This is a genomic window from Streptomyces sp. NPDC041124 (genome assembly GCF_055592385.1).
On sequence record NZ_JBVIYR010000006.1, the window covers coordinates 481,693 to 508,266 of the forward strand.

Annotated in this window: 22 protein-coding genes; 6 read left to right on the plus strand and 16 right to left on the minus strand. The window is 72.9% G+C overall.

The window, feature by feature from the left end:
• Positions 1 to 109 precede the first annotated feature (109 nt).
• From ACZ6A9_RS19630 to ACZ6A9_RS19645, 4 genes are all read left to right on the plus strand, one after another.
• A complete protein-coding gene (locus ACZ6A9_RS19630) occupies positions 110 to 544 on the plus strand; it encodes an ATP-binding protein (protein ID WP_468987139.1) in 435 nt (144 codons plus the stop codon).
• Between the two features lie 184 nt (positions 545 to 728).
• The gene (locus tag ACZ6A9_RS19635) at positions 729 to 1,592 is read left to right on the plus strand and encodes a SigB/SigF/SigG family RNA polymerase sigma factor (RefSeq protein WP_468987143.1); all 864 of its coding nucleotides are present in this window, start codon (positions 729 to 731) and stop codon (positions 1,590 to 1,592) included.
• A gap of 39 nt (positions 1,593 to 1,631) precedes the next feature.
• On the plus strand, positions 1,632 to 1,877 hold the full coding sequence (locus tag ACZ6A9_RS19640; RefSeq protein ID WP_468987147.1) for a DUF5133 domain-containing protein: 246 nt from the start codon (positions 1,632 to 1,634) through the stop codon (positions 1,875 to 1,877).
• A gap of 28 nt (positions 1,878 to 1,905) precedes the next feature.
• Positions 1,906 to 2,334, plus strand: coding sequence for a hypothetical protein (locus tag ACZ6A9_RS19645; RefSeq protein ID WP_468987150.1), 429 nt, complete (start codon positions 1,906 to 1,908; stop codon positions 2,332 to 2,334).
• Between the two features lie 511 nt (positions 2,335 to 2,845).
• Here ACZ6A9_RS19645 and ACZ6A9_RS19650 read toward each other — a convergent pair.
• The 10 genes from ACZ6A9_RS19650 to ACZ6A9_RS19695 all read right to left on the minus strand — a co-directional run bounded on the left by ACZ6A9_RS19650 (position 2,846) and on the right by ACZ6A9_RS19695 (position 17,970).
• The gene (locus ACZ6A9_RS19650; protein WP_468987152.1) at positions 2,846 to 5,089 is read right to left on the minus strand and encodes an FUSC family protein; all 2,244 of its coding nucleotides are present in this window, start codon (positions 5,087 to 5,089) and stop codon (positions 2,846 to 2,848) included.
• Positions 5,090 to 5,162: 73 nt separating this feature from the next.
• Entirely contained in the window at positions 5,163 to 6,536 is a 1,374-nt protein-coding gene (locus tag ACZ6A9_RS19655; protein WP_468987154.1) for an NAD(P)/FAD-dependent oxidoreductase, read from the minus strand.
• A gap of 131 nt (positions 6,537 to 6,667) precedes the next feature.
• Positions 6,668 to 8,395 carry a PP2C family protein-serine/threonine phosphatase gene (locus tag ACZ6A9_RS19660; RefSeq protein ID WP_468987158.1) on the minus strand — a complete coding sequence of 576 codons (1,728 nt, stop codon included), beginning with the start codon at positions 8,393 to 8,395 and terminating at the stop codon, positions 6,668 to 6,670.
• Positions 8,392 to 9,456 carry a SpoIIE family protein phosphatase gene (locus ACZ6A9_RS19665; RefSeq protein ID WP_468987163.1) on the minus strand — a complete coding sequence of 355 codons (1,065 nt, stop codon included), beginning with the start codon at positions 9,454 to 9,456 and terminating at the stop codon, positions 8,392 to 8,394. Before ACZ6A9_RS19665 ends, ACZ6A9_RS19660 begins: the two co-directional genes overlap by 4 nt.
• The gene (locus ACZ6A9_RS19670; protein ID WP_468987242.1) at positions 9,456 to 9,896 is read right to left on the minus strand and encodes an anti-sigma regulatory factor; all 441 of its coding nucleotides are present in this window, start codon (positions 9,894 to 9,896) and stop codon (positions 9,456 to 9,458) included. The genes ACZ6A9_RS19665 and ACZ6A9_RS19670 overlap by 1 nt, the downstream gene beginning before the upstream one ends.
• A complete protein-coding gene (locus tag ACZ6A9_RS19675) occupies positions 9,896 to 10,315 on the minus strand; it encodes an STAS domain-containing protein (RefSeq protein ID WP_468987168.1) in 420 nt (139 codons plus the stop codon). Before ACZ6A9_RS19675 ends, ACZ6A9_RS19670 begins: the two co-directional genes overlap by 1 nt.
• Entirely contained in the window at positions 10,312 to 11,211 is a 900-nt protein-coding gene (locus ACZ6A9_RS19680) for an STAS domain-containing protein (protein ID WP_468987244.1), read from the minus strand. Before ACZ6A9_RS19680 ends, ACZ6A9_RS19675 begins: the two co-directional genes overlap by 4 nt.
• A gap of 70 nt (positions 11,212 to 11,281) precedes the next feature.
• Positions 11,282 to 11,677, minus strand: a complete 396-nt coding sequence (locus ACZ6A9_RS19685) for an STAS domain-containing protein (RefSeq protein WP_468987171.1) — start codon at positions 11,675 to 11,677, stop codon at positions 11,282 to 11,284.
• A 121-nt stretch (positions 11,678 to 11,798) separates the two neighbouring features.
• Positions 11,799 to 14,201, minus strand: a complete 2,403-nt coding sequence (locus ACZ6A9_RS19690; RefSeq protein WP_468987174.1) for a SpoIIE family protein phosphatase — start codon at positions 14,199 to 14,201, stop codon at positions 11,799 to 11,801.
• A gap of 43 nt (positions 14,202 to 14,244) precedes the next feature.
• Positions 14,245 to 17,970 carry a HAMP domain-containing protein gene (locus tag ACZ6A9_RS19695; protein ID WP_468987178.1) on the minus strand — a complete coding sequence of 1,242 codons (3,726 nt, stop codon included), beginning with the start codon at positions 17,968 to 17,970 and terminating at the stop codon, positions 14,245 to 14,247.
• Positions 17,971 to 18,320: 350 nt separating this feature from the next.
• Between ACZ6A9_RS19695 and ACZ6A9_RS19700 the strand changes: the two genes are divergently transcribed.
• On the plus strand, positions 18,321 to 18,692 hold the full coding sequence (locus ACZ6A9_RS19700) for a PRC-barrel domain-containing protein (protein ID WP_468987181.1): 372 nt from the start codon (positions 18,321 to 18,323) through the stop codon (positions 18,690 to 18,692).
• 34 nt (positions 18,693 to 18,726) lie between these two features.
• Here the strand turns inward: ACZ6A9_RS19700 and ACZ6A9_RS19705 are convergent, their stop codons facing one another.
• A complete protein-coding gene (locus tag ACZ6A9_RS19705; RefSeq protein ID WP_468987184.1) occupies positions 18,727 to 19,161 on the minus strand; it encodes an ATP-binding protein in 435 nt (144 codons plus the stop codon).
• Between the two features lie 154 nt (positions 19,162 to 19,315).
• Entirely contained in the window at positions 19,316 to 21,220 is a 1,905-nt protein-coding gene (locus tag ACZ6A9_RS19710; protein ID WP_468987189.1) for an AMP-dependent synthetase/ligase, read from the minus strand.
• Positions 21,221 to 21,374: 154 nt separating this feature from the next.
• Between ACZ6A9_RS19710 and ACZ6A9_RS19715 the strand changes: the two genes are divergently transcribed.
• The gene (locus ACZ6A9_RS19715; RefSeq protein ID WP_468987191.1) at positions 21,375 to 21,608 is read left to right on the plus strand and encodes a DUF6480 family protein; all 234 of its coding nucleotides are present in this window, start codon (positions 21,375 to 21,377) and stop codon (positions 21,606 to 21,608) included.
• Positions 21,609 to 21,620: 12 nt separating this feature from the next.
• Here the strand turns inward: ACZ6A9_RS19715 and ACZ6A9_RS19720 are convergent, their stop codons facing one another.
• The 4 genes from ACZ6A9_RS19720 to ACZ6A9_RS19735 form a co-directional block, all read right to left on the minus strand.
• Positions 21,621 to 22,709 carry a glutamate--cysteine ligase 2 gene (locus tag ACZ6A9_RS19720; RefSeq protein WP_468987194.1) on the minus strand — a complete coding sequence of 363 codons (1,089 nt, stop codon included), beginning with the start codon at positions 22,707 to 22,709 and terminating at the stop codon, positions 21,621 to 21,623.
• A 108-nt stretch (positions 22,710 to 22,817) separates the two neighbouring features.
• On the minus strand, positions 22,818 to 25,052 hold the full coding sequence (gene glgB / locus ACZ6A9_RS19725) for a 1,4-alpha-glucan branching enzyme (RefSeq protein WP_468987196.1): 2,235 nt from the start codon (positions 25,050 to 25,052) through the stop codon (positions 22,818 to 22,820).
• Between the two features lie 4 nt (positions 25,053 to 25,056).
• A complete protein-coding gene (locus ACZ6A9_RS19730) occupies positions 25,057 to 26,415 on the minus strand; it encodes a maltokinase N-terminal cap-like domain-containing protein (RefSeq protein WP_468987197.1) in 1,359 nt (452 codons plus the stop codon).
• 28 nt (positions 26,416 to 26,443) lie between these two features.
• Positions 26,444 to 26,574 (minus strand): alpha-glucosidase C-terminal domain-containing protein (locus ACZ6A9_RS19735; protein ID WP_391964322.1); only part of this gene is annotated, 131 nt, incomplete at its 5' end.

Below are 26,574 nucleotides of genomic sequence, written 5' to 3' on the forward strand. Positions count from 1 at the left end.
ACCGGGAAACGGCCAGGAGGTTTGCCCTCAACAGGACAGGTGAGCCGAAAAGGGAGCTACGAGGCATTTGCGTCGACCACTGTCAGCCACCGACCCGAGGAGCCGCAGCATGAGTGAGGAGCGCACGACCGAATCCGTTCTCGAGCCGCCCGGGGCGCGCAGCCCGGTGCCCGCCCGCCCCGCCGAGGTGCGCGAGGCCGTCACGCGGGCGGTCTCCGAACGCTGCCGCGCCACCCACACGGCCTGCGACACCGACGCCCTGGCGGACGTCCTGCTCGTCGCCTCCGAGCTGACCACCAACGCCATCCTGCACGGCGGGGGAGTCACCGACTTCCGGGTCGACGTCAGCGGTCCCGGGGTGCGGCTGTCGGTGAGCGACCGCAGCGACGAGCTGCCCGTCGCCGTGCCGCGCACCGACCAGCGCGGACGCCGCCGCCCCGGCGGTCACGGCTGGCCCATCGTGTGCCGGCTCGCCCACGACATCCGGGTGTCCGACCTGCCCGCCGGCGGCAAGTGCATCACCGCCCTCGTACCCCTGGCCTGAGCCCCCTGACGGATTGCGTGGCGAAGCGGAGTTTGTTCCACCGGGGCCGGGGCAATCGGAGGTTCGTGCTTCGGACCGGAGGCGCGCCGGCGGGAGTGGCAGGCCGCTCGAGGACCCTCCGGGTGTCCTGGCGGCAACCATCCCGCGGTACCCCCCTCACCACCACCGTTCGGGAGCGAACCGCATGCTCATTGACACGTCCGCCCATCGTCCCGGCTCCTCCGACACGCAGACCGCACCGCCCCGCCGGCGACACGACGACGCCCCCGACACCGCCGCCCTCTTCGACCGGCTGGCCTCGCTGGAGGACGGCCCCGAGCGGGACGCGGTCCGCGACGAGCTCGCCAGTGCCTGGCTGCCCATGGCCCACCGCATCGCCGGCCGATTCCGCGACCGCGGCGAGTCCATCGAGGACCTGCGCCAGGTCGCGGCCCTCGGGCTGGTCAAGGCCATCGACCGGTTCGACCCGAGCCGCGGCGCCTTCGAGAGCTACGCCGTCCCCACCATCACCGGTGAGGTCAAGCGGCACTTCCGTGACCGGATGTGGGCGCTGCGGGTGCCCCGCCGCGTACAGGAACTGCGCAACAAGGTGCGGGTGGCCCGGCGCGAGCTCACCCAGAACCCCGGCAGCCCCGAACCGTCCGTGGCGGCCGTCGCCGCGCACACCGGGCTGACCGAGGAGGAGGTCGCCGCCGGAATGGAGGCGCTGGAGAGCTTCAGCACCCTGTCCCTCGACGCCGAGCTGTCCGCCGACGACGACGGCTACAGCCTCGCCGACACCCTCGGCACCGCGGACGCCTCCTACGACGTCGTGATCGACCGCGAGTCCGCCAAGGAAGGGCTGCGCCGGCTCCCGGAGCGCGAGCGCGCCATCCTCTACATGCGCTTCTTCGAAGACATGACCCAGAGCCGTATAGCCGACCGGCTCGGCATCTCCCAGATGCACGTCTCCCGCCTCATCAGCCGCAGCTGCGCCCGGGTGCGCGCCGACGTGCTGGGACAGCGGAAGACGCCGCGCGGCGGAGACGGACACTCGGCGACGGCGTGACGGCGCCCGCCCCGGACCCGAATCGAGAGAACGAGACACATGCTGAAGCCCCACCCCACCGTGCTGCGCCGCCTCGTCGAGGAGTACGAGGCCCTGGCGGCCACCGGAACCGTCACCCACGGCGTCGCGGCGAACGACCCGCGGACCGGTGACCTGACGTACACGCTGTGCGTGTCGACCGGCACCCGGGACGTACGACAGGCCCTGGCCACGGCACACCGCTGGCTGGCGGCGGCCGACGGGCCGGACCTGCCGGACGCGGCCGCCCAGCCGGCCGCCGTGTGACTCGGCGGGTGCGGGGAACCCGAAGAAGATGAGCGAATCCGAGATTCCCCCGGAAGGCCGGCCCGTGGACGTCTACCTCGACCTCCTGCGCGTCCGGATGGACACCGAGGACTACCGGCTTCTGCTCGACGTGGTGGAGCCGGTCCTGGAGGCGATCGACGAACACCGCCTGTCGGGCATGGACCTCGCGCTGGACAGCGGTGACGAGGAACTGCCCCAGGAGGTCCGCGACGAGGCCGCCCTGGTCATCGCGACCGCCGTCACCGGCCGCCTGGACAACGAGGTGGTCGAGCTGGAGGTGGACGACACCGGACCTGTCAGGGTGGTCACCGACGCGGCGACCGCCGCGGACCCGTCCCGCCTGGGCGAGATCGCCGACTTCATCAGGGACCGCCACCGCCAGAACGAGGAACTGCGAGGCATCGCCAAGGCCAGCGGACTCCCGACGGACTTCTGACCGCCCGGCGCTCGCACGGCCCGTGCCCGCGCCACCCACCGGGCCCGTCTCCCCACCGGGGCGACGGGCCCGGTCCGTGTGCGCGAAAGGCCCGACGCACCGGCGGGGGAGGCGCCGCCGCCCCGCCCGGCGGGCCGTCCCGCGACCGGGCCGCCGGGCGGGCAGGCCGCGGGGCCGCCTCGTGCGACCTGGAGCCCCGGAGTCTGTGATGGTCCACCAGGAGTGTTCGCTCCCGACCCCGGACCGCTGGGGCCGCGAGCCCCTGTGCCGGCCGAAGGGCCGGGGCCGGGGCCTGTGATGTGCGGGTCGCACGACCCACTCGGCCCCGCCGGGCCGCCGGATCCCGTCGCGGCCGAAGGGGGCGGCAGCGTCGGGGGAGGGCGGCGGGCCCCGCTGTCGGCGTGGCCGAAGGGCTCGGGCCGCCCCGGCCGAGTGGCGGCCGGAGTGTCGCGCGAGAGGCGCGGCTACCCCGCCCGGGACGCGCCCGCCCCGCCCCGCGCCGGCGGGCGGGTCAGTGGTCGGGGGCCGGGACGCGTACGTCCAGCGGGCGGGCGAGGCCGACCACGGCCTCGTCGAGGCGTTCCAGGTGGCGCAGGACCCGGCCCGTGATGCGACCGTAGCGGGACGTGCCGTCGTCGCCCAGGAGCGAGGCGATGCTCGGGCCGGTCTCGACGGGCCCGGACACCTCCTCGCCCGCGACCCGGGCCGCGATCGTCCTGATGTTGCGCACCGTGCGACCCGCCGCCCCGCGCAGCCGCGGGTCCGCCGCGATCGAGGGATGGGTGGGCAGCAGTTCGGCCGTCGCCGCCAGTGAGCGCGCGTGGTACGCGCAGGTCTCCAGGAGCGCCACCACGAACCGTGCGTTGGTGCGCCGGGCCCGAAGCGGGGTGACCGGGTGGGTGAGCGGCTGGGTGGCGGAGCGCAGGTCGCCCAGTGCCTGGTCCAGCTCCCGCGCCCGGTCCAGCAGGTCCTCGCCGGGAGCGCCGCTGAGCTGCCCCACCGCGGCGTCGGTGACCTCGGCGAGCCGTTCCAGCACGGTCACGAGCAGCTCGTCGGTGCGCCGGTCGGTGCGTACCGGCAGCACCAGCGCCGCCGCGACCACCCCGCAGGCCGCGCCGAGTGCCGTCTCCTCCAGGCGCAGCACCAGCACCTCCCAGCTGTAGGTGTGCAGCAGGGTGTAGAGCAGTCCGAGCATCGCGGTGACGAAGAACGACATCAGCGTGTAGGACAGCGGCGCCGTGTAGAACATCAGGAAGATCAGCACCAGCACCAGCAGGAACGCCGGCAGGGTGTGCCGGCCCACCACGGCCGCCAGCGCGATGCCGGCGACCACGCCGAACACCGTGCCCAGCAGCCGCCGGTAGCCCTTGACCAGGATCTCGCCCGTCGAAGCCGTGTTGATGAAGACGATCCAGCAGGTCAGCACGGCCCAGTACCACCGGTCGGTGGACAGGAGCTCACCGCCGATGATGGCGAGCGTGGAGCCCACGGCCACCTGGACGGCCGCCCGGGTGGTGGGCCGCCGCAGCCCCGTCCGGTGGTCGGCCTCCTCGGCCTCCTCACCGGCGTCGATGGCGGCGTCCTCCGCCTCCAGCTCCTCCCGGGACCTGGCCGTCGCCGGACTGTCGTCCGACTCGTCCTGCGGACCGTCCAGGGCGATCCGCAATCCCATGACGGCGCGCGCCGTCTCCCCGACGGCCCGGAACACGTCCTGCACGGCCGGCGAGGCCTGAGGCAGGTGCTCCTCGTCCCGGTAGGCGAGCAGCCGGTTGCGGACATGGGCCACGCCCGTCCCCGCCGTGCCCGTCCACAGCACCAGCGCGCGCAGCGCCTCCAGGTCCCGCCGCAACCGGTCGACGGCCTCGTCCGGCCCGGGCAGCCGCCCGACCTCCGGGGCGGGCGCGCCCGGCAGATGCAGCGTGAGGGTGTCCGCCCGTTCGGCGCTGCGGGCGGACAGCAGCAGCAGACCGAGACGCTCGGCGGCGATCTCCGCGTCCGCGATCCGGCGCTGCACCAGCCGTGCCGCCGACTCGTCGGGCGTGCCCTCCTCCAGCCGGGTCTGGATCATCAGGGCCGTCTCGTGCAGGCGGGCCGTTCCCTCCCGCACCTCCTCCAGGGCCTTGTCCATCTCCTCCGGCGCGGCGTCGAGCAGCGCCAGGTGCGCGGAGACGAGCCGGCCCAGCCGGGCCCGGAACGCCTGGCGCAGCCGCACCAGCAGAGCGGCCGGTGCCACCGGGACCACGGCGAACCGCACCAGCGCACTGCAGGCGAACGCCACGGTCAGGGCGGCCCACAACCCCGGCAGGTCGTCGGGAGAGGCACCGACGAACAGGGACACGAAGTAAACCTGGAAGCCGATCAGCCCGAGCGAGGTCCCGCGGTCGCCGAACCGGCGGCCGTACACCGCGCAGAAGATCAGGACGACGAAGAAGACGTCCCCGACGACCGGCCGCTCGTTGAGCACCGCGCCCAGTGACACGGACACCAGCGCGACCACCAGCCCGCAGGCCAGCGTGACCGCCTGGGCGCCGCGCCGCCGCTCCCGGATGGCGAAGGTCGCGACCATCGCCGTGATGGCCCCCGTCACCAGACGCGGGACACCGAATCCCAGCGAGGCGAGCACGGCCAGTGCCAGCGCGACGGCTCCCACCGTCCGCAGCCCGGCCGTCAGCCTCAGCAGACCGGGATCGGACGCCGCCAGGTGGTCCCGCAGCCGCGTCCACCGTGTCCACCCCGGGCGTCCCGCCGCGTTCACTCCGCCGTACCCTCCCCCGTCACCGGCCCGGACCCCGGCAGCGCACGGCGCGAGCCGTCTCCCGCCCCGCGGATCACCGGGCCGCCCGGCCCGCTTCCTCGACGTGCGTCCGCACCTGCTCCGGCGTCAGATAGGCGTCGAGGTACTCGAAGTCCCGCAGATTGCCCGGCCGGTGCGCCTGGAACCCGGTCCTGACGAAGTCGTCGCCGGCGACCGCGTTCAGCAGCCAGTTGGTCATCACCCGGGTCTTGGCGACGCCGGTGCGCAGCGCCGACCAGTGGTAGCCGCGTGCCACCGCCTGCGCGGGCAGACCGTGCAGCTCGAAACCGAACGGCTTGGACACCGCGTCCGTGCCGCCCAGGTCCACCACGAGTCCGAGGTCCCGGTGGACGTACGGCCTGGTGGGCCGGCCCCGCAGCGTCGCGATGACGTTCTCGGCCACGTGCCTGCCCTGCCGCAGCGCGTGCTGCGCCGTGGGCGGGCACACCGCGCCGTCGCCCTTGGCCACGTCGGGCACGGCGGCCGAGTCGCCGAGCGCGAACACCCCGTCGTGGCCCGGCAGGCACATGTCCGCGTTGACCGCGAGCCGCCCCCGTACGGTCTCCGCGCCCAGCGTGGCGATCAGCGGGCTGGCGACCACCCCCGCGGTCCAGATCAGGGTGCGGGTGGGCACCACCCGGCCGTCGGTGAAGGTCACCTCCTCGGCGCTCGCCTTCTCGATGGAGACCCCCAGCGAGATCTCGATGCCGCGCCGGGTCAGGATCTCGTGCGCGCTGCGCCCGAGTTTCTCGCCCAGTTCCGGCATGAGCCTGGGCGCGATGTCGATCAGGTGCCACTTGATCAGGCCGGGGTCCAGCCGGGGATAGCGCTTGACGGCCGCGTGCGTCAGCCGCTGGAGGCAGGCCGCGGTCTCGGTGCCCGCGTATCCGCCGCCGACCACCACGAACTGCAGCCGCGAGGCCCGTTCCGCCGGATCGTGGGACGCGTCGGCCAGGTCGAGCTGAGAGATGACGTGATCCCGCAGGTAGGCGGCCTCGGCCAGTGACTTCATGCCGAAGGCGTGGTCCGTGAGCCCGGGGATGTCGAAGGTGCGGGTGACGCTGCCGGGAGCCAGCACGATGTAGTCGTAACGCTCGTTGACGATCTCGCCGTTGACGATGCGCACGACGCAGACCTTGGACCGCAGGTCCACGCCGATGGCCCCGCCCGGGATGATCCGGGTGCGGTACCTCTCGCTGCGGCGCAGCGAGAGCGCGACCGACTGCGGGGTCAGTACACCCGAGGCCACCTGGGGGAGGAGGGGGAGGTACAGCTGGTAGGAGAACGGCGTCACCAGGGTGAGCTCGGCCTCGTCCGGGGCGAGCCTGCGCTCCAGCCGTCGCACGCATTCCACGCCGGCGAAACCCGCGCCCACCACAAGGATCCTGGGTCGTGTCACGGTGTCCATCCCTTCCTGCGGCTTCAGGCGCCTGCCTCGGACGCCGATGCCTGACGCGTGCCCCTCTTCGGCACCACGATGCCCTCACCGGAGCGACGGCGCACCGGGAGGGCACGGCCGACCCACCCGTCGCCCTCGTGTCAGGGGTGCAGATGGCACAGCAGCAGGCACACGTCGTCGTCGCGCTCGGAGTCGCTCAGCAGTGGATGGAGTATGCGGTCCGCCGACTCCTCCAGATCCGCGTCCAGGTCGGCGGAGCCGTACGCCCCGAGGGCCGTGGCGAGCCGCTCGATGCCCGGGTCGATGCCCGCGGCCCGCCGCTCGACCAGCCCGTCGGTGTAGAGCGCCAGCGTCGAACCGGGCTCCAGCTCTTCGGTGTGGTCGGCGATGTCCTGCCGCAGCGGAATGCCGAGCATCGCGCCCGGCTTGGCGTCCAGCACCCGCACCCGGCCGTCGGGCAGCCGCAGCACCGGCGGCGGGTGACCCGCCGCGGCCCAGGTCAGCGTGTGCCCGTCCGGATGGAACCGCGCGATGACCGCGGTGGCGAACAGGTCAGGCTGCAGGTGGCGCAGGTAACCGTGCAGTCGGGTCAGCAGCCGGCCGGGTCCCCCGCCGTCGACGGCGTAGGCACGCAGCGCGGTGCGCAGCTGGCTCATCATCACCGCGGCGTGCAGTCCGTGCCCCGTCACATCCCCTATCACGGTGATCAGGCTGCCGTCCCGCTGGCGGAACGCGTCGTACCAGTCGCCGCCGATGTTCAGCCCGTGCGTGGCCGGCAGATAGCGCGCCGCCAGGCTCAGGCCCGGCGTCGCCGGCAGCTCCGTGAGCAGGGCGCGCTGGAGCGTCTCGGCGATGTCCCGGTTGTGCTCGAACCGGCGCGCGTTGTCCAGGGCGATACCGGCCCGCCGGGCCAGCTCGATCAGCATCACGGCGTCGTCCGGGTCCCAGCGCGTCCCGGGCGACGACAGCGTCAGCACACCCAGCGGCGTACGGCGCGCCGACAGCGGTACGCACAGCAGCGGCCGCCCGGGGTCCAGGGCCGACGGCGGCCGGTCGTCCACCCCGGGCATGCCCCCGGGATGGTCGGCGGCGTACTGGGGGCGCCCGGTGCGGGCCGCGAGCACCGCCGCGTTCGGGTGGTCGGCCGGCAGGCGCAGGTCGTCCTCGTCGTCGAACAGCCACACGTCGACCCCGCCTGCGTACCGCGGCACGAGCAGCTCCGGCAGCCGGCGCACGATCTCGTCGTGGTTCAGGGAGGCGGTCAGCACGGCGCTCGCGTCCGCCAGGAACGTCAGTCTGCGCCGGGCCTTCTCCGCTTCCTCGCGCGCCCGCCGCTCGGCGGCGAACGCCTCCTGCTGCGCCCGCCCCGCCGCGTCCAGCTCGGCGTGCAGCGCCACGACGCCCTGATTGGTCTGGTGAAGTTCCTCCCGGTGGAAGGCGACGAGCTCCTCCTGCTCGGCGAGCTTGTCCAGTACCAGGGCGGCGTCCTCGTCGGCGCCCAGCAGCGCCTCCGACAGGGCCGCCGGATCCGCCGCGACCGCGTCGGCGTCGGCGTCGGCGTCGACGGCGTGCCCCGGCTCGGTGCAGGGAACCGTCACCGTCCACGGCGTGCGGCCCGCGTCGGGCGCGTCGGACGAGGGCGTCACCACGGCGTGCAGGGCCGTCGCTCCGGCGGAGGACTCCGAACCCTCCAGGCTGAGCACCCAGGTGCCGCCCTTGGTCAGGCACTGCCTCAGACGGCCGCTGAGCGCCGTCGCCAGCCGGACCCGTTCCACGGAGGGCACCCCGTACGCCTCGGCCAGCCGCGCGACGGCGATGCGGGCGCGCGCCGCGTCCGTGACGGTGCTGATCCTCCAGTCGCGCGTCATGGGCGCCTCGCCGGGACGGGGGCCAGCACGGCCACGGCGGTGTCGTCCCGCACCGGGCGCGCGGAACTGCCGGAGTCCCGGACGGCCACGGCGGCCGTCACGGCCGGGTCGGCCGGCGGCTCCCCGGTGTCCGGGGGCGGCGTCCAGCGGCTGGGCAGCCCGTCCGTGTGCAGGATCAGCAGGCTCCCGTCGGTCCACGGGACCTCGTCCTCGCGCATGGTGTGCGGCCGGTGCACCCCGACGATGCCCGGCTTGGACAGCAGGGAACGCCAGCGGTCACCCTCCCGCAGCCGGGCCGAGACGTTGCCGATCCCGGCGAAGCGCAGCCGCCCGGCCCAGGTGTCGAGCTGGGCCACGGCGACGGCCGCGCCCCGCGTCCCGGCCAGCGCCGGATGGAGCTTGCGCAGCACCTCCGCCGGCGACAGCCGGGCCCAGTGGCGCAGCTCCTCGACCGCGGCGGTCGAGGCACGGGCCGCCTCGCCGCCGTGTCCCAGCCCGTCGGCCAGCATCAGCGTCGTACGGTCGCCGGACCTGACCCAGGCCCATGCGTCGCCCGAGTGGTCGGCGCCGGCGTAGGGGATGTTGACGCCGCCGGCGCGCACCCCGAGGTCGCGCGGGGCGTCCTCGCCGTGGTCCGGGCGGTCGTCGGACACGAAGCGGGCCACTGCCACGGTGCCCCGCCCGGGCACGCTGTGCAGGCCGAAGTCGTCGGCGAGGCGCCGGCAGGTGCCGAGGCCGGCCCCGAGCGAGTGGGCCGAGGAGAACCCGTCCCGCATCGCCCGGGCGACGTCGGCGATGCCCGGCCCGTGGTCGATCGCGGTGATCTGCACGGCCCGCCCCGGCCGGCCCTCCCGCGGCGCGGGCGGGTCCACGACGTCGACGAGCACCTGGCCCGCCTGCGCGTGCTTGAGCAGGTTCGTGGCGAGCTCGGTGGCCACCAGTGACACCGTGGCGGTGCGCTGCTCGTCCAGGCCGGCCAGGGCCGCGGCCTCCTCCGCCGCGACCCGCACGTCACGCACCCGGGTCGGGTCCTGCACCGGTACGTCCCAGAGGCGGGGCATCAGAGGTCCTTCCGTGGCCGCGGTGGCCGGGACACCCACGAGGTCACCCGCACCGACGTTCCCGACCCGGGGTCGGTCTCGACCGTGAAGTCGTGCACCAGGCGGCGGGCGCCGCCCAGCCCCATGCCGAGCCCGCCGCCGGAGGTGTAACCGTCGCTGAGTGCCCGGTCGAGGTCGTCGATGCCGGGACCGGTGTCGCTGAAGGTGAGCCGCAGCCCGTGGTTGTGGCCCGTGCTGACGTGCGACGCACGCATCTCGCCGCCCCCGCCGTGGACCAGGGTGTTGCGGGCCAGTTCGCTGGCGGCGGTCACCAGCTTCGTCTGGTCCACCAGGGAGAAGCCGAGCTCGGCCGCGGCCTGTCGCACGTGCTGGCGCACCCACACCAGGTCCATGTCCGACCGGATGGGCAGGCGGGTCCCGACGCCCGCGGCGGTGTCCATCATGGACTCTCCTCGCGCCCGCCGCGGGCCCGCGGCGGCGCGACGGGCTGCCCGAGCAGCTCCATGGCCGCCTCGGCGGTGACCGCGGTCCGCAGCCCCGGCAGCGTCAGCCCCAGCTCCACCAGGGTGATGGCGACCGCGGGACGCATACCGGCCACCACGGTCCGCGCGGCCAGCAGTTCGCTCTGGGCGGCGATCTCCGCCAGCACCCTCCCGAGGAAGGAGTCGACGATCTCCACACCGGAGATGTCGATCACCACCCCCGTGACGCCGCTGCGCACGATGGTCTCGGAGAGGTCCTGCTGGAGCCGGTCCGCCATGCTGTCGTGCAGGTCCCCCGGCAGGGTCACCAGCAGCACGTGCCCGAGTCTGAGCACCGGCACCTGTCCCGCGACCGGGCGGGAGAACGCCTCGCTCACCGCTGGTCCGCTCCGCCGGGTGCCGCGGCGACGATGTTCGCCCCCAGCTCGTCCAGACAGTGGGCGAGGGCGTCGGCGAGGCCGGCCCGGGTCTTCACCGTGCCGAGGTCCAGGCCGAGGTGCACCATGGTCTGCGCGATCGCCGGACGGATACCGGACACCACGCATTCCGCGCCCATCAGCCGCACCGCGGCGACCGTCTTCATCAGGTGCTGCGCCACCAGCGAGTCGACCGTGGGCACACCGGTGATGTCGAGGATCGCGAACCGGGCGTGCTGGTCGACGACCGCGTTCAGCAGGGTCTCCATCACCACCTGGCTGCGGGCGCTGTCCAGGGTGCCGATGAGCGGGACGGCGACGATGCCGTCCCAGAGCCTGATCACCGGTGTCGCCACCTCCAGCAGCTGGAGCCGCTGCCGGTCGGTGAGCGCCTGTATCTCGCTCAGAGCGGTCTGCATGGCCACCAGGCGCAGCGTGCCGATCAGGACGGTGAGCGTCGTGGAGCACTCCCGCAGCCGCTCCGGCCGCTCCCGTTCCAGATCCGCGACCAGGAGGTTCTCCACCGGCGGCAGCAGCGCGGCCAGCTCGGCCGACACCTGGGTGGTGGACAGTCCCGCGCGGGAGCGGGCGGCCCCCATCCGCGCCAGCTGCTCGCGCACCGTGGTGAAACCGGCGGCGTCCGGGTCCTCGACCCGCTCCGAGCCGGCGACCCGGGCCAGCGCGTCGACCACCGCCCTGCCGGCTTCCACCGCCTCCTCGCGCGAGACCGTGAACACCGTCCGGAACAGGGGCTCGTCCGCCCACCGCTGGGCGATCTGCTCGCTCCGGCGCCGCAGGAAGTCGCTGACCTCGTGCGCCGGTGTCCCGGGTGCTCCGCCCGTTTCGTGCTGCGGCACCTGCTTCTTCTCCTGGTCGTCGTCGCCCGCGCCGGGATCGCCCCCCGGCACGGCGGTGTCGGATGGGTCCTCAGGACTCCGGCTCGGCGTCGGGCGCCTTCGGCAGCCCGTCGACCCGCTCCAGTGCCTCCTCGACGCTCTCCGAGACCGGGACGGTGATGCTCACCCCCGTCAGGTCCAGGATGCGGCGCACGGCCGGCGCGGGCGAGATGATGTGGACACTCCCCGGCAGTTCACGCGCCTCCTGGTACACGCGCAGGATGATGTTCATGCCGGAGGAGTCCATGAAGGGGACCGCCGTCAGGTCCAGCAGGAAGTGCCGGCGGCCGTGATGGAGCTGGTTGGCCAGGTGGTGCTGGAACTCGGTCGCCGTGTCGACGTCCAGATACCCCTCCACGGTCAGAAGGGCCACGTCCTCACGTGGCAGGGTCACCTCGACGGACAATGGGTCCTGGGCGATGTGCACGAGTACCTCCAACAAGGTGATCAAGCTCTATGTCGCGCAGCCGCGCGTACCCCCGATTCGCCGGGTCATGCATCGGCCCGCCGTCAGGGAGGGCTGAACCCCTGGCGGCGGGCCGTAGCGCTCATCCCACGCGGATGCCCACGATGCAGGTGTCGTCGTCCGTGTCCGACCTGCTGTACGTGAGCAGACGGTCCAGCCGCTGGTCGAGCGTGCCCGGAGCGTCGGCGGCGGTGGACAGCAGATGCGTCAGGGACTCCTCCACCGTACGGTCCCGGCGCTCGATCAGTCCGTCCGTGTACATCAGCAGATTGTCCTCGGGGGCCAGCTGCACCTCCCCTTCCTCGTACGACGCCTCCGGTACGGCACCCAGCAGCAGCCCGCGCACCAACGGCAGCGGGGCGGCGTCGGAACCCCGCACCAGCACCGGCGGGAGGTGGCCCGCCCGGGCCCAGCGCAGCGTGCGCGAGTCCGGGTCGTACAGGCCGCAGACCGCGGTGGCGGTGACCGCGCCCGTCAGATGGTGCGCCACGATGTTCAGCCACGACAGCAGCTGCCCGGGACCCGCGCCGGTGACGGCGAGACCGCGCAGGGCGTTGCGCAGGACGACCATGCTGGTCGCCGCCTCTATGCCGTGTCCGGCGACGTCGCCCACGCACAGCAGCACCAGCCGGGACGGCAGCACCACGGCGTCGTACCAGTCGCCGCCCACCAGCTGCTCGGCCTCCGCGGGCCGGTAGCGCACGGCCACGTCCAGGTCGGGCACCTGCAGCGGCGCCTGGGTGGGCGGCATGATGGCGCGCTGCAGCTGGAGCGCCAGCCGGTCGCGTTCACTGGCGTGCTGCTCGGTGTGCGCCAGCTGGTCACGGGTGGCCGCCAGCGCCACCTCCGTCCAGTGCTGGGCGGAGATGTCCTGGTAGGCGCCGCGGGTGGTGAGCAGCCTGCCGTCGGTGTCCAGGACCGGCTCGGCGACCACGCGGATGTGCCGCGTGACCCCGTCCGGCCGCTGCAGCCGGAAGGCCGCCGAGGCCGGCCGCCGGCGGTGCAGCAGCGTGCGCAGGAAGCGGCCGATGGTGACGGCGTCGTCCGGATGGGCGTGCGCGGGCAGCTCCTGCAACGGCACCGGAGAGCTCGTCTCGGGGCGCCCGTAGAGGTCGAAGAGCTGACCGTTCCAGGTGATCTCCCCGGTCAGCAGGTTCTCCTCGAAACCGCCGATCCGGCCGAGCCGCTGGGCGTGCTGGAGCAGGCTCGCCAGGCGCGCCGTCTCGTCCTCGATGCGCCAGATGAACAGGATCCCGTCGCCGTGCCGGCTGACACTGATGTCCGCGAGCGACGCCAGGGGCACCTGGTCGACGAGCGCGGTCAGATTCATGCGCCGGGCCCGGAACGGCTCACCCGTCGCGTACACCCGTTCGATCCGCTGGAACAGTTCGCTGTCCCCGGCGGCCATCGGGTAGGCCTCCAGCAACAGGGCGCCGCTGATCGTCGCGCGCGGCCGGCCCGCCGGATCCAGGAAGCGGCTGTTGACGTGCTGGATACGGAAGTCCACCAGGTTCCCGGAGGGATCCAGGTGAGGCACGAGGACGAGCGCCGGGTCGTACAGCCCGTCGGCCAGATCCATCAGCTCGGACGCGTCCGGCAGCTCCCGCGCCTCACGCGACGGGGCGCCCGGCGGCGTGTACAGCTCCAGGGTGTGCGCGCAGAGCTCGGCCAGGGCCTCCACCTGCCGGACGATCTGCGGCGGCTGCTCGGGCAGCGGCGCCGGCCAGACGATCTCCAGGACGCCGTACACCCGCCCCCCGGTACCGGCGGGCACCGCGGCCCTGCCGCCGTCCGGGTAGTGGTGGCGGCCCACACTGGGCAGGCCCCGGTCGTCCGTCGACGTGATCCACAGGCCGTCGCGCTCCGTCAGCGCGCACCGGGCGACCGTCGCCACGTCCGGCGGCACGTAGTGCCAGCGGGCCGCCTCGGCCGGGGAGAATCCGGCGCTGCCCGCAAGGGTGAGGGACCCGTCGGCACCGGCTGCCCAGATCGCCACGGCCACCGCGCCCAGCGGGCGCAGCGCCTGCTGAAGCAGGGACTCGGCCACGGCCTGCGTGTCGTCCGCCGCGAGCGCCCCGCTCTCGGCGGCGCGCAGGCGCACGGCGGCGGTCTCGGCAGCCGCCTCCTCGGCGGCCCGGGTGGCGGCCAGGAAGGCGTCCGTCACCTCCGACATCCGGTCCCGGGCGGCCTGGTTGATCACCTCGACCGCGAACTCCAGCTGCGTCGTCCCGGCCTGCTCGGTCAGCTCGGCGAGCTGGCGGGCGGCCTGCGTGGGACCGCACCCCAGGCGTTCGACGAGGATGCCCTTGGCGAGTTCGATCAGCGCCCGGCCCTCCGCCTCGGCCTGCGCCGTGCGCACCTCACGGCTGAGCCGGTCCACCGTGGCCGCGAGCCTGCCCACCGGTGAGTCGGTGGACACGCCGGCCGGCAGCGCCTCCGGCGGGTGGCCGGGCAGCGGTCCGTTCGCATGCTCCTCGTTGCTCATGCCGCGCACGCTCCTCGACGACTGGGGGATCCTGCCGCGGGGCTCATGCGGGCAGCCAGCGGCGCACGCAGGCGATCAGGGCCTGGGTGTCGACCGGTTTGGTGACGTAGTCGCTGGCCCCCGAGGCGAGACTCTTCTCCCGGTCCCCGGGCATCGCCTTGGCGGTGACGGCGATGATGGGCAGCTCTGCGTACTGCGGCATGCCACGGATCTCGGCCGTGGCGGCGTAGCCGTCCAGCTCGGGCATCATCACGTCCATCAGGACGAGGGCCACGTCCGGGTTGTCCACGAGTGCCTCGATGCCCTTGCGGCCGTTCTCCGCGTGCAGCACACGGAAGCCGTGCAGCTCCAGGATGCCGCTGAGCGCGAAGAGGTTGCGCGCGTCGTCGTCGACGACGAGGACCGTCCGGCCCGAGAACGAGCCGTCCACGACCGTCTGGGGGGCCGGCCGGTGGTGCGCCTCGTCGCTGCGCACCAGCGACAGCACGTCCCCGGGCTCCTCGGCGGACAGGTGCAGGGCGATGCGTTCGCGCAGCTCGTCCAGGCTGGAGAGGAACTCCAGCGCCGTGCCCTCGGCGTGCGAGCGCAGGGACTCCTCCGCCGCCGCGTCGGCCCGGTGACCGCTGTGCACCAGCACCGGCACACTGGCGAGCGCGGCGTCACCGCGCAGCGCCTCCAGGAACCGGGTGACCTCCGATTCCATGCCGAGCTCCAGCACCACGCAGTGGCACGGATCGGCGGCCAGCGCTCCGGCCGCCTCCTGCGCACCGACGGCGGTGATGATGTCGACCGACGGCCGGGAGGTGCCGTCGCCCTGCGTGACGTCCTGCACGACGCTCTCCGCGACCAGCGTCAGCAGACCGCGGGGCCGCTCCTCCACCACGAGCAGCCGCCGCGGGCGCTGCCCGGACCCGCTGCCCCCTTCGACCACGGGAAGGGGCCGGGGCGACGCCTCCGGCAGCGCCTGGGCCGGATGGTGGTCCGTCACCTGGGCGGGCCGCAGCAGATCCTCGAAGTCCGGCCGGGCCACCGGCAGGAACAGGGTGAACGTGCTGCCCTGGCCCGAGACGCTGTCCACCGTGACCGCGCCGCCGAGCAGATGCGCGATCTCCCGGGTGATGGACAGTCCGAGCCCCGTGCCCCCGTACTTGCGGCTCGTCGTGCCGTCCGCCTGCTGGAAGGCACCGAAGATCGACTCCAGGTGCTGCTCCTGGATGCCGACACCGGTGTCGCGCACCCGGAAGGCCACCACCGGGCCGCCGCGCAGCACACCGGCCGGCACCTCGTCGTCCGGGGCGGGCTCGATGCGCAGCTCCACGCTGCCCCGCTCGGTGAACTTCACCGCGTTGGACAGCAGGTTGCGCAGCACCTGCCGCAGCCGGGAGTCGTCGGTGAGCAGGTCCGCCGGGGCACCCGGAGCCGTCGTCACCGTGAAGTCCAGGCTCTTCTGCATCGTCATGGGCCGGAAGGTGACCTCGACGTACTCCACGAGCCGGCGCAGTTCCACCCGCTCGGGGCTGACGTCCATCTTCCCCGCCTCGACCTTCGACAGGTCGAGGATGTCGTTGATCAGCTGCAGCAGGTCCGAGCCCGCCGAGTGGATGATCTGCGCGTACTCGACCTGCTTGGGGCTGAGGTTGCGCGAGGGGTTCTGGGCGAGCAACTGGGCCAGGATCAGCAGGCTGTTCAGCGGGGTGCGCAGTTCGTGGCTCATGTTCGCCAGGAACTCCGACTTGTACTTCGAGGCCAGGGACAGCTGCTGGGCCCGCGCTTCGAGCTCCTGCCGGGCGTGCTCGATCTGCAGGTTCTTCGCCTCGATGTCCCGGTTCTGCGCCGCCAGCAGCGCGGCCTTCTCCTCCAGCTCCGCGTTGGAGTGCTGCAGTTCCTCCTGCTGGGTCTGCAACTCCGCCGAGCGTTCCTGCAGTTCGGCGGTGAGCCGCTGGGACTCCACGAGCAGCTCGTCGGTGCGGGCGTTGGCCACGATGGTGTTGACGTTGACGCCGATGGTCTCCATCAACTGGGCCAGGAAGTCCCGGTGGATCTGGGTGAACGCGGTCACCGACGCCAGTTCGATCACGCCGAGGACCTGGCCCTCGACCACGATGGGCAGCAGTACCAGCGTGGTCGGCACCACCTGGCCGAGACCGGAGGAGATGGCGAGGTAGTCCGGCGGCAGCTCGTCCACCGTGATGGTGCGGCGGCTGCGGGCGGCCTGGCCGACCAGGGTGCGGCCGAAGGCGATGCGGCTGGACCGGCCCTCGTCGTCGGGGTAGCCGTAGGAGCCGACGAGCCGCAGCTCCGGTGCGTCGCCGGCGCCGTCCTCCACGAGGTAGAAGGCGCCGTACTGCGCGGACACCAGCGGCACCAGCTCGTCCATGATCAGCTCGGCGACCACGGCCAGGTCGCGGTGCCCCTGCATCAGGCCGGAGACCCGGGCGAGATTGGTCTTGAGCCAGTCCTGCTGCTGGTTGGCGCGGGTGGTCTCGCGCAGGGACTCCACCATCGCGTTGATGTTGTCCTTGAGCTCGGCGACCTCGCCGGACGCCTCGACGGAGATCGAGCGCGTCAGATCGCCCTCGGCGACCGCGCTGGTGACCTGCGCGATCGCGCGGACCTGCCGGGTCAGGTTCCCGGCCAGCTCGTTGACGTTCTCGGTGAGCCGCTTCCAGGTGCCGGAGACGCCCTCGACCTCCGCCTGGCCGCCGAGGCGGCCCTCGGTGCCGACCTCGCGGGCGACGCGGGTGACCTCCTGGGCGAAGGCGGAGAGCTGGTCGACCATCGTGTTGATGGTCGTCTTCAGCTCGAGGATCTCGCCGCGCGCGTCCACGTCGATCTTCTTCGACAGGTCGCCGCGGGCCACGGCGGTCGTCACCAGCGCGATGTTGCGCACCTGGCCGGTGAGGTTGTTGGCCATGGAGTTGACGTTGTCGGTCAGGTCCTTCCAGGTGCCCGCGACGTGGGGCACATGGGCCTGGCCGCCGAGGCGGCCCTCGGTGCCGACCTCGCGGGCGACGCGGGTGACCTCGTCGGCGAAGGCGGACAGCGTGTCCACCATCGTGTTGATGACGTCGGCCAGCGCCCCGACCTCACCGGCCGCCTCGACCCTGATCCGCTGCGACAGGTCGCCCCGGCCCACCGCGGAGGCGACCTGGGCGATGGAGCGGACCTGACCGGTCAGGTTGGACGCCATCACGTTGACGTTGTCGGTGAGGTCCTTCCAGGTGCCGGAGACGCCCCGGACCTGGGCCTGGCCGCCGAGGCGGCCTTCGGTGCCGACCTCGCGGGCGACGCGGGTGACCTCGTCGGCGAAGGCGGAGAGCTGGTCGACCATCGTGTTGATGGTGTTCTTCAGTTCGAGGATCTCGCCGCGGGCGTCCACGGTGATCTTCTGCGACAGGTCGCCCTTGGCGACCGCCGTCGTCACCTGGGCGATGGAGCGGACCTGCGCGGTGAGGTTGCCCGCCATCGCGTTCACCGAGTCCGTCAGGTCGGCCCAGGTGCCCGAGACGCCCGGCACCTGCGCCTGCCCGCCCAGCGCGCCCTCGGTGCCGACCTCGCGGGCCACGCGCGTCACCTCGGAGGTGAACACGGACAACTGGTCCACCATGCCGTTGAAGACCTTGGCGATGTCGCCCATGAGGCCATCCGCGTCATCCGGCAGCCGAGTGCCGAAGTCCCCGTCCCGGACGGCCGTCAGCCCCGCGAGGAGCCGCCTCAGCTCCTCGTCCCCCGGAGCCGTGTCGGTCCCCTCGGCGCTCTTGCTGGTCATGCGCACCCTCGTTCCGGCTGAGTCAGTGCGCGTTTCCGCAGTTCACGGATTTGCGCGATGAGAAATACGCCGCAGGCTAACCCACGTTGCGGGTGCGGAACAAAGCGTGAGGCGGCCCCGGGAAAGTGTGAAGAAAAGCCGGAGGGGATGTGCATACCTTGCGCCGTCAGGGGTACACGGACCGGTTTCGCCGGACGCGCCGCGCACGGTCCGCCGACGCCGCGATACCGGGCCCGCACCGCTCGAATGCACGGGCCCCCGCCGGGTATTGGCCCTGTGAAGGAGGGCGCGGGCGCACATCGGACCCGCTTCCTCCGCGCAGCGGACGTTCACCGGGGAGGAAACGAGCAGTGCCCATCCACAGCATCTGGTCCTACACGCCGGACCTGGGTCCCGTCGCGGAGCGGGACCTCACGGGCTACACCGTCGTCGCGAGCGACGGCACCATCGGCCATGTCGACCGCCAGGCCGACCACCACGGGATGCGGCACCTCGTCGTCGACACCGGTGTGTGGGTGTTCGGACGCAGCGTCCTGGTGCCGGTCGGTGTCGTCAGCACCGTGGAACCGGGGGAGCAGAGAGTGACCGTGTCCTGCACCCGGGCGGAGGTGAAGGAGGCGCCCCGGTTCCGGACGGACAGCGAGACCATGGACCCGGCCTACCTCACCGCGGTCGGCGACTACTACCACGGGCTGCCGCCCCGTGAGGAGCCCGTCGGCTGAGCGACGGCCTCGAAGCCACCGCGTCCGTGGCGGCTCACCACGGCAGGAACACGTGGATGTCCTTGCCGTGGCCGTCACGGACCACACTGACCTGATCGCAGAGCGTGTGGATCAGATGCCAGCCGATCCCGCCCCCGCCGCTGTGGGGATGGAAGGGCCGCGGGGCCGGTTCCGTGGTGCTGCTGTCGTGCATCACCACATGCACCCCGTCGAACGTCCTGCGCAGACGCAGCTCGAAGGGACCGGGTGCGTACTGGACCGCGTTGGCGGCCAGCTCCGTCACCACCAGGAGTATGTCGTCCCAGTGCTCCGGAGCCGACGGCGCCGACACGCGGGCCAGGTCGAAGAGGAACTCCTCCGCGACCATGCGTGCGTCCGTCACATCGTGCAGCTCCCCCGGGAAGCTGGCGATGCGGCTCGTGATCTCCTCGCCGGCCAGTGTCCTGTCCCTACGCGGCTCGGGTGCCATCTCGCCTTCCAGGCCCCGGCACAGCGGGGCGGTCGTCGCTGTCCTGTGCGTCCCCCGATCTGGTGGGTTCCCGTGAGCGCGGAGCCTACGCGCCCGCATGCCCGTGGGTTGTCGGTGACAAACCCCTCACGGACCAGGACGGCCCCGGGCGTCCTCAGCGGAACACGTTGTCGGAGTCGTCCCAGCCCGCGGACTCCTCCGGCACCGGCGTCCGTCCGGGACGCGTGCGCGACTGGTACATCGCGTCGATCTCCAGCGCGTAGCGGCGCACGATCTCGTCCCGGCGCAGCTTCATCGACGGCGTCAGCAGACCGTTGGTCACGTCGAACGGCTCGGGCAGCACCCGGAACACCCGGATCGACTCCGCGCGCGACACGCTGCTGTTGGCCGCGGCGACCGCCCGCGCGACCTCCTCGCGCAGCGCGTTCTCCTCCCGCGCCTCCCGGGCCGGCGCGTCGCCCGGCAGGGACAGCGCGGCGCGCCAGTCGGACAGGAAATCGGGGTCCAGCGTGATCAGGGCGCCCACACAGGGGCGGTCGTCGCCCACCACGACCGCCTGGTGGACCAGCGGATGCATCCGCAGCCGGTGCTCCAGGGCCGCGGGTGCCACGCTCTTGCCGCTGCTCGTGACGATGATGTCCTTCTTGCGGCCGGTGATCGTCAGATAGCCCTCGGTGTCCAGCCGGCCCAGGTCCCCCGTGGCGAGCCAGCCGCCCCTGAGCGCGGCCCGGGTGGCGGCCTCGTCGCCGACGTAACCCTGGAACACGGACGGCCCGCGCACCAGGATCTCCCCGTCGTCGGCCACCCGGATTCCGGTGCCCGGCAGCGCCTGCCCCACGGTGCCGGACTTCTCCCGCCCGAACGGCTGCATCGTCGCCCCGCCGCTGGTCTCGGTGAGCCCGTACCCGTCGTGGACGTAGATGCCGATGCCCTCGTAGAAGAGGCAGAGGTCGCGGTTGAGCGGTGAACCGCCGGAGGTGGCCCGCAGCACCCGGCCGCCCAGCGCCGCCCGCAGCCGCCGGTAGACGGTGCGCTCGTACAGGGCGTGCTGCAGCCGCAGGTCGAAGCCCGGCCCGGAGCCCCGGCCCAGCCGCTGCCGCTCGACCGCGGCGGCGAAGTCCCGGGCCGTGCCGGCGGCCCGCTCGAACAGTGCGCCGCGGCCCTGCCGCTGCGCCGTGCGCAGGAAGTTCTTGTAGATCTTCTCCAGCAGCGAGGGCACCGCGTACAGGTAGGTGGGCCGGAAGGTGCGCAGGGCCGAGGACAGCGACTCGCCGCCCAGGTCGGGCTCGTGTCCCATCAGCAGACCGCCCCGGACGCACAGGCTCTGGATCATCAGCCCGTACACGTGGGAGAACGGCAGGAAGGCCAGGACGGCGCCCTGCTCCCCGGCCGGCGCCGCGGTGTGACCCCACCCCTCCAGCAGCGTGTCGCAGACGAACGCCAGACCGCGGTGGCTCAGCGCGCAGCCCATGGCGCGGCCGGAGGTGCCGGAGGTGTAGGCGATCACGGCGGTGGAGTCCGGCAGCACGATGCGCCGCATCGAGTCCACCGTGGCCGGCGGGATGAACTCACCGCGCGCCGTCAGCTGTTCCAGTGCGCCACCGTCCAGTTGCCACACGTGGCGCAGCCGTGGCAGGGCCGCGCACACCGACCCGACGGTCATCACGCTCTGCTCGTCCTCCACCAGGACGGCGACACAGCCGGCGTCCCTGAGGATCCACTCCACCTGGTCGCGCGAGGAGGTCGGGTAGATCGGCACGACCTCGGCGCCCACCGTCCACAGGGCGTGGCACAGCAGGGTCCACTCGTAACGGGTGCGCGCCATGATCGCCACCCGCGCGCCCGGGGAAATGCCGGACGCGATCAGACCCTTGGCCAGGACGACGACCCTGTCCCGGAACTCCACGGCGCTGATCTCCTCCCACGTGGAGTACGCCGGGCCGGTGCGGTGGGCCAGCACGGGCAGGTTCGGGCTCTCGTCGGCCCTGGTGAAGAGGCTGTCGGCGAGACCGCCGGTCAGGGGCGCGACGGACGGGGGAGCGAGAGCGAGGTCGCGCATGCGCTGCTCCTGACATGTACGGGGCGTGACTCGGCCGGTGAGGACAGTCATCGGCGGTTGCCTGAATGTAGTCCAGCCGGCCCGCCCCCGTGCCGGGATCGCGACAAGTGTGTCCGCACTGATGACCTCGCCGGTTTCGGGGGACCCGGACGTCATGACCTACGTGAACCCCGACCCCGATCCGGAACGCACCACCGGCCTCGAGCCGGGAGGCGGCGTACCGCCCGGTGAGACCCCGCCCGCGGAGAGCAGCATGCCGGAGGCGGGTCCCCGGGAGACGCACAATCCGACCAAGGGCTGGTCCAAGGGGCCCCTGACCGTGATCCTCGCCGTGGCGGTCCTCTTCGCGGCCTTCTTCCTGGTCTACGCCCTGATCCTGATCCTCTGACCCCGCCCCGCCCTACGCCTGGGTGTGCCGCACGCACTCCGTGACGACGTCCCGCAGGCTCCGGGTGCGCCCCATCACGTCCCGCTGCACCTGGGCGCCGTTGCCGTCGCGCAGCAGCCTGTCGCATCCCTCACGGGCGCGCTCCAGGTCGCCGTGCGCCTCCAGGGCGTCGGCGACATGGTCGAGGAGAGCGCGCACGACCTCCTCTGCAGGGGTGCGCCGCATGGTCCGCGGGTGGAGCAGCTCGCCCGTCAGACCCGAGCGGGCCGCCTGCCAGGCGGAGAGCCGCAGCAGGCTGACGCCGGGGTCCAGCGGCTCCTGGCCGGCCCGCCACTCCCGCGCCGCGGTCTCCACCAGCCCCCGGGCGAGGGTGGCGACCAGTGCGGCGGTCTCCGCGTGCAGGCACACGTCGGAGACCCGTATCTCCACGGTCGGATACCGCTGGGACAGCCGGGCGTCGAAGTAGACCATCCCCTCGTCGAGGATCACGCCGGTCGCCACCATGTCGGCGACCCGCCGGTGGTACCGCTCGGGCGAGCCGAAGATCTCCGTGGGGCCGGCGGAGGGCCAGCGCTGCCACACCCGGCTGCGGTAGCTGCTGTAGCCGGTGTCGCTGCCCTGCCAGAACGGCGAGTTCGCGCTCAGCGCGGCCAGCACCGGCAGCCAGGGCCGCAGCCGGTCGACGACCCCGGTGCCCTCCTCGTCGGACTCGACGGAGACATGGACGTGACAGCCCATGACGAGCTGTTCCCGGGTGGCGATGCCGTACTGCTCCTCCATCCACCGGTAGCGCCGGTTGACACCGATGGACGGGCTGACCGGCAGCGGGGACGTGGCGAGCGCGGCGACGGCGCAGCCGATCTCCCCGGCATGCCCGGCGGCCTCCTTGCGGCAGCGGACGATCTCCGCGTGCAGGCTCTCCATCGACGACTGCGGATGCGTGGCGAACTCCAGCATCTGCTCGTGGAGTTCCTTCTCGAAGACGTCCTTGCCCGAGCCCTCCCGCTCGGCCCGGGCGAGCACCGCCGCGGACATCGCCCGCGGTTCTCCGGTGTCAGGATCCACCAGGAGGAGTTCCTCCTCCACTCCCACGGTCCGCACGTGTCTTTGCCCTTCTGTGACCTGCCGCGACGACGCCGAGGTGCCCTCGGTCGTACGATCCCGGATGCCCCGCCGGGCCCGGGGGACACCTGGCGCCGTCGCGGGCGCTCACAGAGGGACGGGTGCCAGCCACACGGTCGCGAGCGGTGGCAGGGTGAGCCGGATGCGGCCGTCCTCGGGTTTGACCGGGCCGGGGTCGGTGACGCCCCCGCCGCCGTAGCGCACGGCGTCGGTGTTGAGCACCTCCCGCCAGGCGGTCACGTCGTCGCCGGTGTCGAGGACGTAGTCGCGGCGGACCACGGGCGAGAAGTTGGACACCGCGAGGAGCGGGGAGCCCTCGGCGTCGTACCGGAGGAACGCGAAGACGTTGTCGTCGGCGGCGTCGACCGACACCCACCGGAAGCCGGACGGGTCGGTGTCGCGCTGCCACAGCGCCGGGGTCGCGCGGTAGCGGGCGTTGAGATCGCGCACCAGGTCCTGCACCCCGCGGTGGTCACCGGCCGAGTGGTACCCCTCGTCGAGCAGCCACCACTCCGGCCCCTCCTTCTCCGACCACTCGGCTCCCTGAGCGAACTCCTGCCCCATGAACAGCAGTTGCTTGCCCGGATGGGCCCACATGAAGGCCAGGTAGGCACGGACGTTGGCACGCCGCTGCCACCAGTCGCCGGGCATCTTCGACACCAGCGCCTGCTTGCCGTGCACCACCTCGTCGTGCGAGATGGGCAGGCAGTAGTTCTCGCTGTAGGCGTACACCATCGCGAACGTCATCTCGTGGTGGTGGTACTTGCGGTGCACCGGCTCGTGCGAGACGTACTCCAGCGAGTCGTGCATCCAGCCCATGTTCCATTTCAGCCCGAATCCCAGGCCGCCGGTGTCGGTGGGCCGGGTCACCCCTCCCCACGCCGTGGACTCCTCCGCGATCGTCACGACGCCCGGGCAGCGGCGGTAGACGGTCGCGTTCATCTCCTGGAGGAACGCCATCGCCGCCAGGTCCTCCCGGCCGCCGTACGCGTTCGGCTCCCAGCCGCCGTCCTCGCGCGAGTAGTCGAGGTAGAGCATCGAGGCGACCGCGTCGACGCGCAGCCCGTCGATGTGGAACTCCTGGCACCAGTACACGGCGTTCGCGACCAGGAAGTTGCGCACCTCGGTGCGGGCGAAGTCGAAGGTGTACGTCCCCCAGTCGGGGTGCTCCGCGCGACGGGAGTCCCCGGGCTCGTACAGAGGTTCCCCGTCGAACCGGGCCAGCGCCCAGTCGTCCTTCGGGAAATGGGCCGGCACCCAGTCCATGATCACGCCGATGCCGGCCCGGTGCAGGGCGTCGACCAGGTACTTGAAGTCGTCCGGGGTGCCGAGGCGTGCGGTGGGCGCGTAGAACCCGGTGACCTGGTAGCCCCACGACGGGCCGAAGGGGTGTTCGGCGACCGGCATCAGCTCCACGTGCGTGAAGCCCATCTCCTTGACGTACGCGGGCAGCACGTCGGCCAGTTCGCGGTAGGTCAGCCCCGGCCGCCACGACGGCAGGTGCACCTCGTACACCGAGAACGGCGCCTCGTGCACGGGCTTCTCGGCGCGCCGCGCGAACCACTCGGCGTCGCCCCACTCGTAGTGCGAGGCCGTCACCACGGACGCCGTGTTCGGCGGCGCCTCCGTGCGGCGCGCCATCGGGTCGGCCTTGAGGAACCGGTGGCCGTAACGCGAGTGGATCTCGAACTTGTACTGGGTGCCCTCGCCGACACCAGGCAGGAACAGCTCCCACACTCCGGACGAGCCCAGCGAGCGCATCGGGAACGCCGTGCCGTCCCAGTGGGTGAAGTCGGCGGCGACCCGCACCCCCCGTGCGTTGGGCGCCCACACCGTGAAGCGCGTCCCGGTGACACCCTGGTGGGTCATCGGGTGCGCGCCGAGCGCCGTCCACAGCTCCTCGTGGCGGCCCTCGCGGATCAGATGAAGGTCGAACTCGCCGAGTGCCGGCAGGAACCGGTACGGGTCGTGCGTCTCGGCCGGCTCGTCGTCCTCGTAGGCCACCGCCAGGGTGTAAGCGGGGATCGCGTCCAGCGGCAGGACGACGGAGAACAGGCCGTCGCCCTCCGAGACGAGCGGGGTGCGACCGCCGTCGGCGATCACCACCACCTCGCGGGCGAACGGGCGCAACGCCCGGAAGGCGATCCCCCCGGGCACCGGGTGCGCGCCGAGGAGCGCGTGCGGGTCGTGGTGGGCGCCCGCCAGCAGGCGCCCCCGGTCGACGGGGTCGAGGGCCGGGGCGGCTCCCGGGGCCGCGGGTGCGGACGGGGCGGACCCGGCCGCTTCGGGAAGCGGGGTGTCGTGGGTGTCGTGCAGGGCCACGGCTTCAGTCTCCTCTCACGGCGAGGCGCTCGATCGCCGCCATGGGTACGGGCAGCCAGTCGGGTCGGTGCCGGGCCTCGTACAGCACCTCGTAGACGGCACGGTCGGTCTCGTAGGCGCGGAGCAGACCGTGCTTCTTGCGCGGGTCCCAGCCGGCGCGGGCCGCGTAGCCCGCGCAGTAGGCCTCGCGGCAGCGGCGCGCCCACTCCGGGCGCCACGGGCGGCGCTGGCGGGCGGCGTAGTCGAAGGAGCGCAGCATCCCGGCGATGTCCCGCACGGGGGAGTGGGCGCTGCGCCGTTCGGAGAGCGGCCGCGACGGCTCGCCCTCGAAGTCGATCACGAACCATTCGCGTCCGGCCCGCAGCACCTGCCCCAGGTGCAGGTCGCCGTGGATGCGCTGGGCGGGCGGCCCGGCGTCACAGGTGGCCAGCGCGGCGAAGGCGGCCCGCAGCCCCGGCACGAACGGCTGGAGCACGGGCACGGCGTGCGCCGCGGCGGTCAGCCGCTCCGTCATCGCCGCGGCCGTCCGCCCGTTCTCCCCGGGAGCGCCGATGGGGAACGCCGAGGACAGCGCCAGGTGGACGTCCGCCGTGGCCTGGCCCAGCGCGTGCGCCTGCGCGGTGAAGTCGTCACCGGCGGCGAGCGCGTCCTGGGCCAGCGTCCAGCCGTCGGAGGCGTCGCGCAGATACGGCTGGAGCACCCCGAGCGTCGCCGTGAACGGGTGCGTGGTGTGCAGCCAGGCCACCGGTGCCGGGACCCGGTGGCAGCCCTGGCGGGCCAGCGCCCCCGGCACCTCGAGGTCCGGGTTGACGCCGGGCTGGATGCGCCGGAACACCTTGAGGATGTACTCGTCGCCGAAGACCAGCGAGGAGTTGGACTGTTCGGCGGTCATCAGCCGGGGCACCAGTCCGGCGGGCACCTGCTGGGACGCGTCGCACTCGAACCGCAGGGGGCCGGCCGCGCCGGGCCGGCGCAGCCGCTCCAGGAGGAGCTGGGCGGCGCGCGGGTCGTGGAGGGCGTCGTGGACGGTCATTCCGGCGAGCCTGCCGTCCCTCACCCTGCCGATGACCGCCTTGCCGAGCCGGGGCGAGGGCCGCTCCCGTACGCCGAGGAGCAGCTGGTAGCAGTCACCGGCCGGGGTGGTGCCCCCGGGAGCTGGTACACCGCCGTGCCCGGCGTGCACCAGGACGTGCAGACAGCCCGGGAACAGCTCCGTCATCGACAGCACACCGAGGTCGGTGACGGGCCGGTCCTTGCCGGCGAACCAGCGCTGCAGCGGCAGCCACTCGCGCAGCAGCCCGGTGAGCGACTCCATGGGCTCGGCGGGCGCGCTCCGCGGGCGCAGGAATGCGGTCTTCGTCATGGTGACGCCTCCTTACGCCGGCACACGCTCACAGTCGGCGGCCGATGCGGGACGCGACTCGCGTGAGCCGGAACCAGTAGAAGCCGTGGCCCCCGAGGGTCAGCAGGTACGGCAGCTCGCCGACGGCCGGGAACCGCACCCCGCCGAACAGTTCGACGG